Below are 15,032 nucleotides of genomic sequence, written 5' to 3'. Positions count from 1 at the left end.
GACCAGGCAAACGCCACGAGGCCGGTCAACGCCCACGGGCGTTCGAGCAAGCCGACTGAGATCGTGACGACCTTTATGCCCGCCGGAGCCAAAGGAGGGTTGTGGGCGCATGGCTGTTTTCGAGCCCCGTGAGGAAGGATCTCGAGCGAGTACCCTTTTCCCGCGGCTTACCCGTGCCGAGGACGCCCGGAATTCCGCCGGGCTCTTCGGGAGTGCCCAAAACCTGAGAAAACGCCAAGAATGTGTCGCAACCCAAAAAACCGCTTGTCGGCGAAGCCATAAGGTCTACGCTTCCCTCGAGATCGTGGAAAAAGTTACCGAGGGTCATCACAGGGGCATATGCGTACCACGTCGTCACACACTCTCGTTCCCGGCCGGCGAAACGGCATTTCCAGCTTTGGCTTGATTGTGCTCACTGGTTTGCTGGGTGGATTCCTGCAAACCCGGGCTGCGACGCTGAGCGTCAGTCCGACGGCAGCGCCACATACCTACTCCGGCATGGTCACCCTCCAGGCCACGGGTCTGCAGGGCGGCGAAACCGTCATCCTCCGTAGGTGGTTGGACGCCAATGGCAACGGCACCTGGGACGCTAACGACCTGCTCACCTTCGAACTCCGGCTGACGGACAACAGCGTGCCCCTTCTCGCAGGAGTGACCAACTGGAACCAACCTTTCGATCAGGACCCCGCCGCCGGCCAACTCCGTGTGCCGGTGAACTACGGCCAGCCCTGGCTGGACCACACCATCGGCACTCACATATGGGAGCTGGCCAGCCCCACCGGCCGGTTCGCCACGGTCCGCCAAACTCAACAGTTCACCAATGCGCCCCTGGGGCAAGGCGTGACCGGCGTCGTTCGCGCAGCCGGCACCAACCTGCCCGCGGCGGTCGTGGTCGCCATCGACCTGGTCAAGGACGGTTCCTTTGCCGCAGCCACCCTGACGGACGCGGGCGGACGGTTCCAACTGCAACTGCCGCCCGGGTTTTACGTTCTCGTGCCGGCTCGACCCGGTTGGGTCACCGACCTCGAAAGCCCTTATATGCTCGGCTTGGGTCCGGGCCAATCGGTGCCGACCGAGCTGGAACTCTTGTCTGCCACGCGACAACTTTCCGGTCGTCTGGTGGACGCCTCCAACCCCGAACGAGCTCTGCCCGGGGTGTTCCTCCAGGTGGAGTCGGACACGGGGCTCTTCGCCCCGGCGTGGACCGATGGCAACGGATTCTTCACGGTCGCCGTCCGCGAGGGGGCGTGGACCATCGAGCCTGCTTTCGAGGACCTTCACCTGCACGCCGTGCTTTTCCCCAGTAGCGAAAAAGAGCGCTCCTTCCTGACCACCACCGGCAGCGTGGCGGGAGTCGAAGTCCACGTCGTGCCCGCGAATGCCGCGTTCCACGGACGCGTGTTGGATGCCGCCGGCCAGCCCCTGGCCGGCATTCGGCTCCGTGTCAGCGGCCAGACCGGGAGCGACACCTACGACGGCAACGATCCCATCACCGATGACCAGGGCCGCTACACCGGCATCGTCGTCGGAGGCACTCCCTCATGGTGGATGCTCATGGTCGACCCGATCCTGAATCCGCGCCTGACCAATCACATCGCCTCCGGATTCCGATTCAATCAAACCGTGCTGCCGGGTCAGGCGATCGCGCAAAACATTCGTGTCGTCGAAGCCACCAACCAAATCACCGGCACGGTGCGCGACCCACGCGGCTTGTCCGTGCTGGGTATCGGCGTCTTCGGCTGGGCCGATCTCGGCGGCGAAACGTTCTATGCCTCCGGGATGGCCACGGACCCCCAGGGGCGTTACCGCATGCCCGTTTCAGGTGGCCCCTGGCAGGTACAGCTGTCGTGCGACGATCTGCAGGACGAGGGCTTCAATTGCGCACCCGCGAGTGTGATTCTACCTCCCCCTGGCGGCGCCGTCCTGGACTTCACCGTCTTCCCTCTGCCGACTCCGGGCCTGGGCAGTCCCCGCAAGGTCGGCCCCCACGAGTTTCAATTCGAGATCCACGGAGAGCCCTTCGTCACCTACCAGGTCCAGGTCTCCTCCGACCTGCGCCAGTGGCAGAATCTCATTCAGGTCACGCCCCGCATGGACGGCCCGGCATTCGTCAACACCACGGTAACGGACCTGAATGCCGGCACTTCCCCGCGGTTCTATCGACTGCTTCGGCGGTGAGCTGCAACCGCGGTCCAATCCCGAACAAAGGCGGTCACTCCAGACCCGATTCGGCGCCACCCCGCCCATCGACCCATTGCCTCAGCGGCTGGAACGAGAACCCCCGCACATGGAACAGATCCCCCGCCAGGCCGAAACCGGGTGAGCCGTGGCGATCCTGCTGTCTTTTCGACTGCCCGGGTTCTGAGAACTGGATGTGGTCAGGATCCGCGCAGGCTGAGGGTTCTTTGCGACTCGGTGGCGCACCTCCGGAACAGCAGGTCGTCCCGCTGCCGCGGGGGTTTGCGCCCCGCATTCGGTGCCGGCCCTCCGTTGTCGTTCAACAACGGCCAACAGGAACGCAACTGATAATCCGCGAGCTGTCTGCCCGCCGACCTCCATCGGCGGCTACGGAATTGCGGAGGTGGCCGCCGCAGTAAGGCAGCGGACCCGGAATCTGGAAGCCAACTGCCGCCCCAACTGGTAGTTACCGCGGTGACGCGGTGGACCCTCCGGTGCAACCGCTGACAGCTGTCATCCGGTAGCCTCCACGGAACGCCGCCGATGGGCTTGCCAGAGAGTCTTCGCCGTCCTGCGTCCGTGGCTTCAGAAATTGCGAGGGTTCGTAGCCGCCGCCCGTTAGGCGAGGCACGTGGGAACCGAATCCAGCCCCTTGCCTACAAAGCGTGGGCACCGCCGCCATGGGAAGGATCGTAGGGTCATCCGCCCACTACTGTCGGCAGCTCCTTCAATGAGCCCGCCTTCGAAGCGCGTTTGGCGACCGGTACGATCGGCTCGTGGCCCCGCCCCCACGGAAGTGGCCCAAGCTGGCTCCACCTCCTTCCAGGCTCCGCTACCAGCAAGGCCTTCGGCTGCGGCTTCTGGGAAAGCCGCGCGGCTCGCATTCCCGGGGCACTGAGAAGGAACGCATTGCGCAAAAGCATATTGCGCAAGTCGTTGCTCGGGTAGGGCTGTTTCCCGAAGAATACGTTTTTCAACAACCTGGCAATTGGGGAGGCCCTGCAGTTGCGATGCCAGGGGCTGGGCCCACAGTTTCCGACCGCGGGAGGGCTGTTTTGCGGCTGTCTGGACAATGCTCAACGTCGCGTGGCCTGATTCTTGAAGGCCGCGCGCAGCCGGAAAGTCGGATCTACCGGACCAAACCTCCGCGTCACAGGGCAACCGACTTCGGCCCGCCGTTGGTCCGCCGCTGCTTTAACCCGTGCAGGGGCCCCAGACCGTGTGCAGAGCCGAGGCTGCGCCACAGGAAGCAACCACCGTCCCCAACGTACTGCCAGAATCGTCGCTCCGACGAGCGATCTCGACGCTCGCGTTCTGCCGCTCCCGCCGCCAACCCGATCTGCACCGCGGATCCGGCAGGGATCGTGGCACAGATTTCCACTCCTGTTTCAAGCCGGCCGCGGGACCAGCTGGGTCGCAGCCCCGTGCCGCGGGGCGGTCGGACCTGTCGGAGGGACTGCCGGCGCCTGCTGCGCCTGGAAATGCTCCAATTCCTCGCCCTTCCGCACCAACCGGGCGCTGTTGAACACCACAATGAGCGAACCAACGTTGTGCAGGATGGCCGCCACGATGGGATTCAGATAGCCGAAGGCGGCGGCCGTCAAACCGGCGATGATGAAGAACACGCCGAAAAGGAAGTTCTGATTGATGACGGCCCGTGTGCTGCGGGAGAGCTTCACCAGGAAGGGCAGCCGCCGCAGGTCGTTGTTCATCAATGCAATGGTGGCACTGTGAATGGCCACTTCACTGCCGGCGGCACCCATGGCAATTCCCATGTCGCCCGCCGCCAACGCAGGCGCGTCGTTCACGCCGTCGCCCACCACCGCCACGCGATATCCCTTGCCCCGAATCTCGCGCACAAAATTGACCTTGTCCTGCGGCAGGCAGTCTCCGCGAACCTCCTCGCAGCCGATTTCCCGCGCCACGCGTTCGGCCACCGGCTGCCGGTCGCCGGAGATCATCGCAATGCGGCGCACGCCGGCCTCTTTCAATTCGGCCAGGGCTGGCTTCGCTTCGGGACGGATCTGGTCCTGCAGGCCGATCCAGCCAACGCACTGACCGTTCCGGGCCACGAACACCAGGCTCCATCCCTCCGCCTCGTTCAGGTCCACGGACTGGAAAAGCTCTCCATTGACGCCCTGTTCCTGGAGCCACTGGGCCCGTCCCACCAGCACCCAGTCGTCTCCCACCCGTGCCCGCACGCCCCGGCCCGGCGTTTCCGCAAAATCCTGCGGCTCTGCCATCGGCACGTTCACCTCTTCGGCCAGTTGCGCCAGCGCCCTGGCCGTGGGATGGTTGCTGTACTTCTCGGCCGAGGCCGCGAGCCGCAGCAATTCCGCCGGCTTGACCCCCGGGGCCGGCGCCAGGCGGCTGACCGCCAGTTGCCCCGTGGTGAGCGTGCCGGTTTTGTCGAAGATGAAGGCGTTGATCTTGGCGGCGGCTTCGATGTCCGCCACGTTCTTGATCAGGATCCCCAGCCGGGCCGCCGCCGAGAGGGCCGCCACCATCGCGGTGGGCGTCGCCAGAATAAACGCACACGGACAGGCCACGATGAACACGGCAATGACCCGGTCCAGATCACGCGTGAACGCCCACACCAGTGCCCCGATCAACAGCACCAGCGGCGTGTAAAAACCCATGTATTGGTCCACGATCTTCATGATCGGGAGCTTCGTCTTTTCCGCCGCCAGGATCAGTTCCCGCACGCGGCCCAGGGTGGTATCCGTCCCCGCCCGCGTTACGCGCACCTCGAGCACACCGGTGAGATTCTGCGTGCCGGCAAACACCTCGTCCCCGGGCTTCTTGTCCACCGGCAATGATTCGCCCGTGATGGTGGCCTGGTTGAAGGAACCCTGGCCGCTGACGATCACTCCGTCGGCCGGCACATTGTCGCCGGGGCGGATGCGAATGATGTCGCCCACCGCCAACTGGCTGGCCGGGACCTCCTCCTCGGTGCGGTCGGGGCGAATCCGCCGTGCCTTGGTGGGCGTCAGTTTGATCAGGGATTCAATGGAAGCCCGGGCCCCCTCGGCCGTGCGGGTCTCGATGATCTCCCCCAACAGCATGAAAAACGCCACCACGCCGGCGGTCTTGTAGTCGCCCGAGGCAAATGCAGCCAGGACGGCGATGGCCACAAGTTCGTTGATACTGAGCCGGCCGGCGCGCAGGTCGCGCACCGCGGTGACCATGATCGGGTAGCCGAGGATGATGGCCCCGATCATGCCACTGGCACTGGCGATGGCATGGCTCTGGTCGAACAACCAGTCGACCAGGAACGCGTTCACGACGAACACCAGCCCGATCAGGGTCTGCCACAACTTGATCGGCGTGTGCTCGTGATCGTGGCCACAGCCACAGCCGGGCCCGTGTTCGTGGTCATGCGCGTGTTCGCGCCGGCTCAGCAACGACGTCACCTGCATGGTTGGCTCTCATCCGATGCAGCCGCACTCTTCGCTCCCGCCAACCCTGCCGGTCATCGGCTCGGCTGCGGGGACGGCCTGGGCGGCTCACGATTCAACAATAGCCGAAGTTCCCGCGTCCGGCCATCGGCACGTTCCGGCACGAAGAACTTGTCCTGCACATTGGTCAACACGCGGGCCATGGTTTCGGCCACGCGCTGCTGCATGTACAGATCGGGATTCCGCTCGAACTGGGCCAGCAGGCCCTCGAAGCGTCGCGCCTCTGCCGCCAGCGTCTCCAAGTAGCGGGTCCGTTCAGCCTGGGCCCGACTCACCAGCGCGGCCGCTTCGGACGCGGCCCGGTTGGTGGTCTGATTGGCATAACTGAGCGCCTCGTTGAGCACCTGGCTCCGCCGCAGGGCCGCCTGCACCACCTGGTCGAAGGCCTGTTTCAACTGGCGCGGCGGACGGCTCTCCACCTGCAGTTGTTCGACCGCAATGCCCAGGTTGCGCTCCTCGGCCAACGCCAGAAACCGACGCAACACCTCCTCCTGAAAGCCCAAAACGTTCCGCGTCAGAATGTCGTCCACGGTGAACCGCGCAGCCGCATGCAGAAGTGCCTGGTTCAGCGTGTTGAGCACCGCGTTGGAAACCCCCGCCAGGTCAAAGCGTCCCGGAGTGCCCCCGCTGAACCCAAAAATGCAGCGCAGCGGGTCCTCGAACCGATACCGCAACACCGCCCGGGAATGAATAATGTTGCCGTCGGCCGTCAGCAGGTAACCGTCCACCCCCGGAATCAGTGGGGTCCGCGGATCCACCGGCGGTTCCGTCCCCGCCGCCTCCTGCTCCGGTGTTACGGCGTACCATCCGATGGTGCTGCGCAAGGTCTGAATCTCGGTAATGGGCACGCGAATGACTTCGTCGATGGGATAGGGGAACGACCAGTGCAAACCGGGACCCAACAGAGCCGCCTCTCCCTCGCCCACGGGCTTGCCGAGGCGCAGGATCAACCCCCGCTCCTGCGGCCCCACCGAGAAAAAGCCCGAGGCCAGAAACACCACCACCAGCACCACCATCAGGAACCGCACGATGGCGAAGCTGCTGTGCAGCGCCTCGGCCAGGGCTTGCGAACCCGCATCCAGCGGGGTCGGCGGCGCCGTCTCCGGGAATCGGGGCGGGGCAGGAGAAGAAGGGGACTCAGCCATGGCTCTTACCGGGCAGCTCGATTCGTCAGGAAACCTTGAAACACATCGAAGGGCGGCGTTCGCTCGTCGAAGATCAGTGTCGTCCGCTCCTTCAACGCCTGTTCCAACGCACGCAGCCGCAATTCGAAGTTGGCCAGGGCCGGATTCCGTTCGAACACGGGCAGGATCTGGGCCGCCGCGGCCTCGCCCTCGCCCCGAATCCGGGTGGCCTCGGCCTCGGCCGCAGCCAGAATCTCCGCTGCCTGCCGGTTGGCCTGGGCCCGAATCTTCTGCGCCTCGGCCTCTCCTTCGTTCTCCAGCCGACTCACGAGCACCTTTCGCTCCGACGTCATCCGGTCGAAGACCGTTTGCGTCACGCTTTCGGGCAACCCGATCTTCTTGATGCCCAGGAACTCGATGCGGATCCCCGTGTTGTTGGTGCGCAATTGCGCGTCCACCAACGCCAGAATGTCACGCTCGATCTGGTCGAACTTGAGTTTGGTCGGATCGGCATTGATGAAATCGGACAATTGATACCGCCCCACCACCGCCCCCTTGGCATTCCCCAGGACGCCTTCCAGCATTCGTTCGGCCGCCTGGATCGAGCCGCCGCCAAACTTCGGAAAAAACGCCTGCGCATCTTCGATCCGCCACCCCACATACACCGCGGTCAACAAATTGTTGTTATCCGCGGTAAGTCCCTCGGTGAACTTGTCCTCGAAGACCTGCACGCGCCGATCGAACTTGTAGACCCGCTGGATCGGCCACGGCCATTTCAAGTAGGCCCCGGGCTCGCTGATGTTGCGGGTGGGCTGCCCGAAGGTGGTGACCACGGCAACCTCCGACTGCCGCACCTGAAAGGTAAACAGCAGCAGGGCAAAGATCGCCACCAGCAGGGCACCAACGATAAGCGTGACAACAGGTCGTTTCATGGCGGAACGTGCTCGACTCACTGACGCGGGGCGGGCAGGGCAACGTCCAACAAATCCTGCCGGATCCGATCCTGCAGGTCCACCTGGATCAAATCCTGGGTGTTCGTGGTCCAGAGAACATACTTGCGCACACCGGCCACCGCGGGCACCAGCGTCTGCAAATACGCACGCAAAGGATACACCGAGGGCGCTGCGCGGTAGGCGGGTTCCTGATTGGTGAACGCCGCCGCCCGTGCCAGGCTCACCCGTTCCAGCTGGGCGCGCTCGGCCAGGGCCTGGTTCGTCAGCACAAACGCTTGGGCCCCCGCCAGGGCATTGGTCCGAATCGCCTCCGCCTGCGCATCCAGAATGCGTGCCTGCCGCGTGTGCGCCGCGGAGACCACCTTGGCAAACTCCGGCGCCACCTTCACCGGGGGATGAATCCCCTGCAAACCAACAAACAGGATCTTCACCCCCAGCCGTTTCTCCTCCGCCCTCTGCTGAATGCGCAGCCGCAACTCCTCAGCCGCCCGGGCACGGCCCGTGCTCATGATCTCCCCCAAATCTGCGCTCACCAGGTAGCGCACAATCTCCCGCGTTGCCAGCTTCTCCAACAAGGCCGCCGGATCCTTGTGCCCGTACGCCCACTGGCGGACGTCCTGAATCTGGAAGTGGATGGGCACATTGACCACCAGGAAGCTGACGGGAGGCGCGGAGCGGTCCCCGCCACCGCCCGGGCCCGGGGTCAGTCCCTCCTCCCGATGCGCCACCATGAACAAATCCTCCTTCCCGTGGGCCACCGACCACACCACCGTTCGCGTGTCCTGCACCCCGGGCTTGGGCTCCTCCGGCTCGATGCCGACGATCAAGGTCTGAATCTCGTCCGTCCGATACCGATATACCCGCTCCACCGGCCATGGCCATTTCAGATGCAGACCCGGCCCCAACAAGGCACGGTCATCCGCCGGCCGACCCCACCGTTCCAACAACGCCTGTTGTCCGGGTTCCACCACCACGAAGCACGTGGACAGCAACAACACCCCCACCTGCAACAACAGCAACCATCCCAACGCCCGCTCGAAAAACTTGTAAAACCAGGTCTCGGAAACCTTGAATCCGAACTGGTAATCCAGCGCCTCCGCCGCCGTGGTGATCAACCCCTCCGGCCTCGCCAACAACCCGACAAACCGACTCTCGTACACCGGCCTGGGCCGCTGCCCCTTGATCCGCGGTCGATAGATCTCCAGGATCAGGTTCAGCAACGTCTCCACCGCCACCAGGGCCAGCACCCCCAGCAGGACGCGCGCCGCCCAGAAATCCGCCCGGGCCCACCCCGCCTCCACACCGACCACGGCCGCAGCCGCCACCATGCACACATACGCTCCAAACAGGACGTAATCCCCACTGGGCCGCAGCAGACGCTGGTTCTCCAACCGCGCCAAAGTGGAGGCGAACTTGCCCAGCAAAAACAGAATCAGCGCAAACAACCCAAAGAACGACATCGCCACCAGCGGCGGGGAAATCGGCGGCAGCGTCTGCCGGTCCAGCCACCGCCACATCCACCAGACCCCGGCCGCCTGCAGACCAAAGAGCAGTAGGGTGAAAACTGGAACGAAATACCGTTCGAACTGTTCCCGGGCGCGCCGGGCCGGCAAAGCCTCCGCCTCTTCAGTCTCGAACAGAGCGCTGCGCCCCTTGGACCGCAGCAGATCCTCCAGTTCCAGCTGTTCCTCGGCCTCCTGCTCTTCCAACCGGAGCTGGAACCAGCTGACGAAGGCCACCAACATGCCCAGCCCCAAATGCAGCGCGGCCACGTAGCCCGCCAGCGAATTCACATACCGGGCGGCGCCCAACGCTGCTGCCCCCACGGTCAACAGCGTCAGCAGGTTGATCAGGCCGTACTTTTGGTAACTTCGTCGCATTCTGGTTCTTGCTCGGGGGCCGGCCCACTGCCGGCTTCCCTTCCTTGGACCGGTTCCCAGCCCTGCGCGTTGGAACCCCGGGGCACCCTCTCCCTTGCAAGGGCCCCGCCGGGCATTCACCCCGCCGGCGTCTGCCGCCGCAGGGACGGTTCAGCTCAGTTCCCGGTCCTCGAACAACACCACCGCCAACGCCAACAAGGCCCCCACGAACCCGGCCGTGTAGGCGAACGCCTTGGCCACATAGGCCCAGTGGAAGGCACCGCGGCCCGTTTCCAACAGGTCCGCGAGCCAGAAAAGCTGCCAGTTCGGCAGCAACGTGTAAAGCACAGTCGCCCACCACGGCCCGCCCTCCAATGTTCCCCCCATCCGGCTGTACAAGTAGTCGGCCACCAAACCCAACAGGAATACCGCGGAACAAATGGCCAGCGTCGGAATCAGATCCAGCCGCGTCGAACAGGTCACCGCCACGGCAGCCAGGATCCACAGCGCAAACAAGATCAACAAACCCGCCGGGATCATCCGGTAATCGTACCCGGCCTGTTCGTACAGCGAGGGCGAGTGGGCCGAAACCTGCCCGATCACCAGGGCCGCCACCGTCACCATCGGAACCAACGCAAAGACCGCATGGCTTACGAACGGCCGGCGCAGAAAATAATTCGCGAAGGCCCCGTACAAGTACGCCACCACCACGGCCCCCGCAAAAATCCCCAGCGCCCGCACGTCGGTCCGACCGTACGCATCGAACGCCATCCGGCCGGCCACCATGGCCGCCACAACGTTCACATACGTCAGCACGGTCAACGCACCGGCCAGCCCGAGGTATTTGGCCACCAGAAAGCGTCCCTTTCCCACCGGCTTCGATAGCACCGCCAGTGCAGTGCCGGTGCGCAACTCCCGGGCCACCGACGAGGCCGCACTCAACACCGCCCCCGCCAGGCCACTGATCAACGCCACTGCCAACGTGCTGTTCTTCACCAGCTTGGGCTCGTCCCCGAACGCAAAGTAGTACGGGACCGCCAGAAAAATCTCGAACAACGACGAGGCGGTCATGAGCAGCAAAAACACCGGCTGCCGGGCCAGCTCCATGAACGCATTGACGGCAATGTTGAGAAACGGTCGCATGGGACTCGCGCGCCGCACCCAGCATACGAACGGCCCGGCGGCCGGGCAAAGGACATTTTCAGCCTCGCTGCCCCAAAGCGAGCTCAGGCGTGCCGTCAATTCGCGCCTCCGGCCCCCGGGCTCGAACGTGCTGGTTCGATCCGGCCACCGCTCACCGGGCGTTTGGTCCGCCTCAGCGGGATTTTGCAATCCCTCTTGGAAGCCCCCCGCACCGCCCCGGCAGCGGTCATCGCCCGACCGCACCGGCGCGCCCGCCCGCGGCTCTCCTCACCGACTCACCCCGCGCGGAATCAACGCCTCCACCACCTCGGCATTGTACTGACAGCGTTCCGCCCGCAAATTCTCCGCCAGACCAAACAGCGCCCGCACTGCCACCTCGCGCGTCGGCCGGGCCCCGCCGCCGTTCCAATACTCCAACAATGCCCTGTACTCGGTCGGGGGTGTGACCGTGTACACGCAGGAACGGCTCTCCACCTTCTTGTGCGGCCACCAGGCCCACCCAATCCGATGCCGCTCCATCAACGCCACGCACTCCCGAAACCATTCGTTGGAGTTCTCCCCGCTCTCCCCCAACCAGATCGGAATCCGATACTTCTCGCGCAGCGCCAGGTACGGCGCGATCGCCTCGTCCGTGTTCGGATTCCAGTACTTGTGAAAACTCAGCACCAGGTTGTCATCCCACGGACCGGGGAACCCCCGGTAGTTGTTTCCCCAGCCGTTGCCTCCCAAAATGATCATGTGGTTCCGGTCCACCTCCCGAATTGCGCGGGTGATCTCCCGGTACAAGGCCCACAGGGGCGCGTTGGTCTGGTCTTCCCGGCCGTGCCGCTCCCTCCCCTCGAAGCTCCAGTTCGGCTCGTTGATCAGATCGTAGCCCCCGATCCATGGCTCCCGGGCATATCGCTCCGCCAACTTCCGCCACAACGCCACCGTCTTTTCCCGATTCCGTGGATCCTCCCAGAGGGACGGCTTGTTCGTGTCCCGATCGCAAATGTTCACGTCGTGGCCCTGTCCACCCGGAGCCGCGTGCAGGTCCAGGATCAAATAGATCCGATACGCCCGACACCAGGCCAGCAGACGGTCCACCAACTCAAAGCCGGTCGGCAGCCACGTCTGCCGCCCCGGCTCCGGCTCTTCATCCACCGGCAGCGTAAACAGATTGTAATGCATCGGCAGACGGATCGAGTTGAAGCCCGCTTCCGCCAATGCTCTCACGTCCGCCTCGGTCATGTGCCGGTCCCGCCACAGGACATAAAACCGTTCCGTCGCCTCGGGTCCGATCAACTCCACGATCCGCTGCCGGATTCGATGCTGTGGATTCTCCCCTTTCAGCCGCAGCATGTAGCCCTCCTGGAGCATCCAGCCGCCCAGGCCCATGCCCCGCAAGAGCACCTCCCTGCCCTCTCCGTCCACAATCCGATCTCCCCGGGCGCGCAAAAAGCCCTCGGCGCGGGCCGGTACAACGAGGCTCAAGGCCAGGCAAATCAGCGGAACCCAAGGCGATACGGCTGGAATCTTCATGGTCGAAACGGTTTTGGACATGGTCTTTCCCTGCATCCGGCGGTTCCCCCGGAGCGGTGTGCCGTCATTCAACCTCGCCCCGGGACGTGCGTCGAGTCCGGTTTGGAGGCAAAGAAGCCGACGCCCAACGCGTTAGGCCCACTTCTTGGCCCGGCGCCCCACCGCGACGAGTTCCTCCCCCCTCCTCCGGCTTACAAGTAAGCCATTCTCCGCCCCGGACCTCCGAGCCCGGAATGCCCAGTTGACGAAATCCGGCAAACGGCCTAACGTGGCTTGAGAAACGGGCCGAACCAGTGTCCGGACGGCTACAAAGCAGAAGCAGCAACCGACTTCGACCATGCAACCTTGGAACCAAACAAGGCGGAACGCCGCGGGCAGGGCGTTTACACTGATCGAACTACTGGTCGTCATCGCCATCATTGCCATTTTGGCGGGCATGCTGTTGCCGGCCCTGAGCAAGGCCAAGGCCAAAACCCAGGGGATCTACTGCATGAACAACGGCAACCAGCTCATGAAAGCGATCACCCTGTACGCCAGCGATCATCGGGAGCTTTTGCCGCCCAACCCGGACGACGGCAACACCATTCCCGGTCACAACTGGTGTGCCGGCCAGGCCGGTCGTGGCGGCGCTCAAGAGTTCAATCCGGACGTCCTCATGGACCCGGACCGCACGCTGGTGGCGCCCTACATCGGGAGGAATGTCGAGATCTTCCGTTGTCCAGCAGATCAACGCTCGGGCCTCTACAGTGGCACCGACCCGGCCAAGCGCGGCCAAACCGTTCGCGCCGCCCGCACCATCGCCATGAGCCAGGCGGTGGGTACAATTTGCCGAGGTTTTGATGCTGGCTCCGGTCACGCTGGTCCACCCGATCGCCCGACCAACGGTCCTTGGTTGAACAATTCTCACACTCACCGTCGCAACCAGCCCTTTTTCACCTACGGCAAGACCACAGATTTCCTCAAACCCGGTCCAGCGATGACCTGGGTTATCTTGGATGAAGACGCCTACAGTTTGAACGACGCCGGCTTCGCCGTGGGGATGGTGAATCCCGAGTGGATTGATTGGCCCGGAACCTATCACAACTTTGGCGCTGGCTTCGCCTTTGCAGACGGTCATTCCGAAATCCACAAATGGCGGGATGCGCGCACCAAGGTGGTCGGCGGAAATGTCAGCCGCCGCGCCGTGCCCGGAAGTCCCGACTGGATGTGGATCGCTGAACGCACCTCGGCTCGCCCCTGAGAACATGTGGTGTTCTTAAACCCGCGGCTGGATTCCTGTTCTTCGGATACCCGAACCGACTGGTATATCCCACCCCAGCTAGCCCCGCTCGCCCGAATGGGTGATCCTTGGCGCCGGCACTCCGTCGGGTAGCCCGTTAAGGTTTGGGCGTCGAAAGAATCACCCGCAGCGCACTCCGAATCTCGTCCGGGTTGCGGCCGCGCGTCTCGGCCAACCCTGCCGCCAACCCGCTGGCAAACGCCGTGGCCGCCGAGGTGCCACTGACCAAAAACGGCTGCCCTTGATGGTACACCACACTCACCCCGGGTGCGATCAGGTCCACGAAATCCCCGCGATTCGCATAAGGTGCGATCCGCCCGGTCCGATCCCCCGCAGTCACCGCCATCACCTCGGGATACGCGGCCGGAAACACCGGAGTCGTCACCGGTTCGTTCCCCGCCGCCGCCAACACCAGCACCCCGCTTGCACTCACCTGTTGCAGCAGCGCGTGCAAAAAGCGGTTGTCCGCCTCGCTGCCCAAACTGAGGTTCAGAATGTGCGCTCCTCCTTCGTGCACGGCCCGGTAGACCCCCACCGCCAAGTCGAAGGTCGAGGTCGCCGGTTGATCCCCGTAAACGTCCACGGGCAAAAGCCTCACCTTCAAATCCGCGCCGGAAACCATTTCCACTCCACGCAACACCGTCTGAGCCATGGCCGTGCCGTGCGTGGGAACATCCGCCGGGACCTGGCCGCCCGGCACAACCCGGATTGGCGCAAGGACAAACTCGCCCAGCGAGCCCGGTAACGACTGAACCGCCGTGTCCAACAACGCCACCACGACCGGCCCGCCGGGGTCCGGAGGCCGCGCCCGAATCCGGGGCCAGCCCACCGAGGTCCCCAACAAACCCTGGACCTCCCCCGGCCGCCCGATGGCGTAGTTGGCCTCCACGTCCGTCACCGCGGGATCCTCCAGCAACCGCTGGCGTGCCGCCTCCGCTGCCTCCGCACTGGCAAACCGCAGGCGATACGCATGGAGCTCCTCCAGCCGACCCACCACTTCCGCACCCAGTGCGCGCGCCAGAGCTTCTATCTCCGACCCCGGTTTTACCCGCACAATCCACTCGTTCCGTAGTCGGTTCGTCTCTGCCGTTCCGGCGGGCGCACGCCCGGCCTCTGTCACGGGCTGCGTTGCCTCCTGTAATGAAGTGCGAAACACATACAGCTGGGGAGGCCCGTTGCTCCGGGGCAGCAACGCAAAGTTCAGTCGGTCCAACAGCCGTCGCAACGCCTCACCGGGCGGCAAGCCCTGAAACCGCGTGGACACGCGCCCTGACAAACCGGGCTCGACAAACACCCGCCAGCCCGTCTGCGCGGCGATCTCCCGCAACACTGTGTCCAACGACCACCCTTGGACATCCGCATCCACCCGATTCTGCTGCGTATCCCACGCCAGTCGGTTGGTCACCGCGGCTCCCACCCGAAACACCATCGGAACCAGGCTCAGCCACAGGCACGCACAGCCCGCCACCAACCGTCGAAAGATCCGCCTTTTTGTTCTCCCTGCCATGACGCCCCCA

Annotated in this window: 9 protein-coding genes; 2 read left to right on the top strand and 7 right to left on the bottom strand. The window is 64.4% G+C overall.

Features of this window, described 5'->3' with window-relative positions; all coding sequences use genetic code 11:
- Nucleotides 1-402 precede the first annotated feature (402 nt).
- Nucleotides 403-2,178 (top strand): hypothetical protein, encoded by a 1,776-nt coding sequence (locus ACPDIT_RS12885; protein WP_423444118.1) that lies wholly within the window; start codon nt 403-405, stop codon nt 2,176-2,178.
- Between the two features lie 1,388 nt (nt 2,179-3,566).
- On the opposite strand, the gene ACPDIT_RS12880 is transcribed toward ACPDIT_RS12885, so the two are convergent.
- From ACPDIT_RS12880 to ACPDIT_RS12855, 6 genes are all read right to left on the bottom strand, one after another.
- Entirely contained in the window at nt 3,567-5,597 is a 2,031-nt protein-coding gene (locus ACPDIT_RS12880; RefSeq protein ID WP_423444116.1) for a heavy metal translocating P-type ATPase, read from the bottom strand.
- A 53-nt stretch (nt 5,598-5,650) separates the two neighbouring features.
- Nucleotides 5,651-6,781, bottom strand: a complete 1,131-nt coding sequence (gene hflK / locus ACPDIT_RS12875) for a protease modulator HflK (RefSeq protein ID WP_423444115.1) — start codon at nt 6,779-6,781, stop codon at nt 5,651-5,653.
- Nucleotides 6,782-6,786: 5 nt separating this feature from the next.
- Nucleotides 6,787-7,692, bottom strand: coding sequence for a protease modulator HflC (gene hflC / locus ACPDIT_RS12870; protein ID WP_423444113.1), 906 nt, complete (start codon nt 7,690-7,692; stop codon nt 6,787-6,789).
- Between the two features lie 17 nt (nt 7,693-7,709).
- Nucleotides 7,710-9,593 (bottom strand): hypothetical protein, encoded by a 1,884-nt coding sequence (locus ACPDIT_RS12865; RefSeq protein WP_423444111.1) that lies wholly within the window; start codon nt 9,591-9,593, stop codon nt 7,710-7,712.
- A 150-nt stretch (nt 9,594-9,743) separates the two neighbouring features.
- Complete coding sequence (locus tag ACPDIT_RS12860; RefSeq protein WP_423444109.1) at nt 9,744-10,715, bottom strand: hypothetical protein; 972 nt, start codon at nt 10,713-10,715, stop codon at nt 9,744-9,746.
- Between the two features lie 267 nt (nt 10,716-10,982).
- On the bottom strand, nt 10,983-12,236 hold the full coding sequence (locus ACPDIT_RS12855; RefSeq protein WP_423444107.1) for a glycoside hydrolase family 5 protein: 1,254 nt from the start codon (nt 12,234-12,236) through the stop codon (nt 10,983-10,985).
- A 337-nt stretch (nt 12,237-12,573) separates the two neighbouring features.
- Here ACPDIT_RS12855 and ACPDIT_RS12850 point away from each other — a divergent pair, with 337 nt between their 5' ends.
- Nucleotides 12,574-13,476, top strand: coding sequence for a type II secretion system protein (locus ACPDIT_RS12850; protein ID WP_423444105.1), 903 nt, complete (start codon nt 12,574-12,576; stop codon nt 13,474-13,476).
- Between the two features lie 136 nt (nt 13,477-13,612).
- Here ACPDIT_RS12850 and ACPDIT_RS12845 read toward each other — a convergent pair whose 3' ends face one another.
- A complete protein-coding gene (locus ACPDIT_RS12845; RefSeq protein ID WP_423444103.1) occupies nt 13,613-15,022 on the bottom strand; it encodes a S8 family peptidase in 1,410 nt (469 codons plus the stop codon).
- Nucleotides 15,023-15,032 lie beyond the last annotated feature (10 nt).

Source organism: Limisphaera sp. VF-2 (genome assembly GCF_049537125.1).
Classification (GTDB): domain Bacteria; phylum Verrucomicrobiota; class Verrucomicrobiia; order Limisphaerales; family Limisphaeraceae; genus Limisphaera.
This window is presented reverse-complemented; position numbering and strand designations above follow the sequence as displayed.

Bases quoted from the DNA above. Each gene is read 5' to 3' on its own strand.
- ACPDIT_RS12880 (WP_423444116.1), bottom strand. From the start codon at position 5,597: ATGCAGGTGACGTCGTTGCTGAGCCGGCGCGAACACGCGCATGACCAC.
- hflK (WP_423444115.1), bottom strand. From the start codon at position 6,781: ATGGCTGAGTCCCCTTCTTCTCCTGCCCCGCCCCGATTCCCGGAGACG.
- hflC (WP_423444113.1), bottom strand. From the start codon at position 7,692: ATGAAACGACCTGTTGTCACGCTTATCGTTGGTGCCCTGCTGGTGGCG.
- ACPDIT_RS12865 (WP_423444111.1), bottom strand. From the start codon at position 9,593: ATGCGACGAAGTTACCAAAAGTACGGCCTGATCAACCTGCTGACGCTG.
- ACPDIT_RS12860 (WP_423444109.1), bottom strand. From the start codon at position 10,715: ATGCGACCGTTTCTCAACATTGCCGTCAATGCGTTCATGGAGCTGGCC.
- ACPDIT_RS12855 (WP_423444107.1), bottom strand. From the start codon at position 12,236: ATGAAGATTCCAGCCGTATCGCCTTGGGTTCCGCTGATTTGCCTGGCC.
- ACPDIT_RS12850 (WP_423444105.1), top strand. From the start codon at position 12,574: ATGCAACCTTGGAACCAAACAAGGCGGAACGCCGCGGGCAGGGCGTTT.
- ACPDIT_RS12845 (WP_423444103.1), bottom strand. From the start codon at position 15,022: ATGGCAGGGAGAACAAAAAGGCGGATCTTTCGACGGTTGGTGGCGGGC.